Origin of the sequence: Pedobacter sandarakinus, from assembly GCF_026240095.1 — a bacterium.
In the GTDB taxonomy this organism is placed as follows: domain Bacteria; phylum Bacteroidota; class Bacteroidia; order Sphingobacteriales; family Sphingobacteriaceae; genus Pedobacter; species Pedobacter sandarakinus.
In genome coordinates this window covers 1-2,047 of record NZ_JAPIVG010000019.1, presented here as the reverse complement: position 1 = coordinate 2,047, position 2,047 = coordinate 1, and the positions used below count along the sequence as shown (strand labels likewise).

The window sequence follows — 2,047 nt, the reverse complement described above, 5'->3', positions numbered from 1 at the left end:
GTAAGGGATTTAAAGAAATATACAAACAAAATAATATTGCACATATAGAAACAAATATACAAGAGAGCAGAAAAGATTATATAATATGGATGTTTAAACGAGCAGGTGCAAAAAATAGTAATAATAGGGTTTATCAGTTCTGGCAACAGGATAACCATCCGATTGATCTATGCTATAATTACATGATGGACCAAAAATTGGGATATATCCAAAACAACCCTTTTGCATGCGAGATTGTGGATGAGCCAATACATTACCTATATAGCAATGCTAGGGATTTTGCAGGTGAGAGGGCGTGGTAGATGTTAAACTAATGATGTAAGTTGATTTTCGGTTTTTATATTTAGCCATAAGTAAGACGCTTAGGCCAGAAAAGGTTTTTCTCATATTTCCACTACTATCCTTCTGGGAGAAGATAATGTCAGTTAACTTTCCAGCTTAAATCATCAACAAATTAATAATTCAATATGCTTCTACCCCTTGCAATGGATGCATAAAGGGCATACCTTATAATCCATGAGATTTGATTTTGTAAATCGGTACAATAACGCAAATTTGAAAGAATACCCCACTTATTTGAAGTCAGCGTCACTAACCTTTTCATTAACCAACAATTCCACTAGCTTAGCGCTCTGCGCCTGATCGCCAGTTCCAAATGTTAGTTCCGAATAATAGTTAAGCTTTCCAAATCTCTTATACTTGTAAAAATAAGTTGTATCGAAATTAGCTTTTTCCGAGGTCAACTTATCTTCGCGTAGCTGATAAAATGTCGTCTTGCTATAATAAAGCAATCTAACTGTTCCATTTACACAAGTTGCCTTTACCTTATAACACACTTCACTGCCCACCTTTTCTTCATTCTCCAGGCTTAAAGAGTATAAGCTTTTATCGAGATAATCAAGCTCATTAAATATATTTTTGCGAAATTTTTTATCACTGAACTCCTCTTGGTCAGCCAATTTTTTTTCACTTCCAGAAATCTCATAGCCTTTCTCCCCGTCGTAAAAATTCCTAAAAACTGTGCGGCCTTGGTACATAATTATAAAAGATCCTTTATTCGGCATCATCTCTTTCGTAATCCAATTCACATTTCTCCCTTCCATCACGGTCGCCAAATCAGAATAAAGTGTCTTAACCGACTTCAGATATTCTTTTCCGCCTGTAGCAGTTATTGCCTTCTCAATAACTTCCTCGGCACTAAGTAACGATTGAGCCGAGGCTCCATGAATATTTAATACAAATAGAAAGGCAAGGAAGGAAAGCGTTATTTTCATGAGATGTTTATCAAATTAAATCAACTACTAAAATACATTCTTTGTGTAATTGTGTCTCAAAATAACAACTTTATTTTTATTTCCCGGCAAAGATTCATCGGGTTATTAAGTAATATCAGATCACTTCCTTGTTATCTTTCCAAGCCAAAAGAAGTAGAAGATTAATAACATCAGAAAATCAGTGGCGGTGGTGCTTTTGTTATAGCAGTCCCGCATTCGCTGCAATCTTTTTGTTAAAGGCAGTAAAAAACTAACCGCCCAGGCATGAAAATGCCTGGGCTTTTTTAGTGCCACAAAAAGTATTTCCGCACCATTCGGGTTTGAATCAGTTACACCTGCAATGCTTTTGGAGCTGCCCACCCCTCAAAGTTTGCGATCGTTTGTGCTAACCGCTGTGGGGTAAGTATTAACTATAAAAACACGCCAACCACTAACTATTATTTCTGGCGAGGCCAATAATGTCTAAAGGTGACAAATACCAAGGTTCAAGGATCTCCCCAGCAGGGATAACGCTACAAGTTCTGCGCTAATCCGAAAAATCCGCGGGAGATAACTTGCGCCTGCAATGCCGAGGTATGATAATAGTTAATCAATTTATTTAAACCTGTCGCCATCTTACTTTATAATCTGCGCTAATCTGAGAAATCTGCGGGAGATAACTTGCACCTTCAATACGAAGCAATAATAACGAGAAACAAATTGATCTAACCTCATGCTAACTATAAACCCTCTTCATTATTTTGAGAAATCCTCTGGAGATAAACAACGCTTAC

Annotated in this window: 1 protein-coding gene and 1 pseudogene; one reads left to right on the top strand and one right to left on the bottom strand. The window is 36.9% G+C overall.

Features of this window, described 5'->3' with window-relative positions:
• A pseudogene (locus OQ268_RS17760) lies at positions 1-302 on the top strand (transposase); the annotation flags it as partial.
• 270 nt (positions 303-572) lie between these two features.
• Here the strand turns inward: OQ268_RS17760 and OQ268_RS17755 are convergent.
• On the bottom strand, positions 573-1,274 hold the full coding sequence (locus OQ268_RS17755; RefSeq protein ID WP_265858153.1) for a hypothetical protein: 702 nt from the start codon (positions 1,272-1,274) through the stop codon (positions 573-575).
• Between the last annotated feature and the right edge of the window lie 773 nt (positions 1,275-2,047).

What these genes read in the sequence shown, in the direction of transcription:
- OQ268_RS17755 (WP_265858153.1), bottom strand. Translation starts at nt 1,274, where the DNA reads ATGAAAATAACGCTTTCCTTCCTTGCCTTTCTATTTGTATTAAATATT.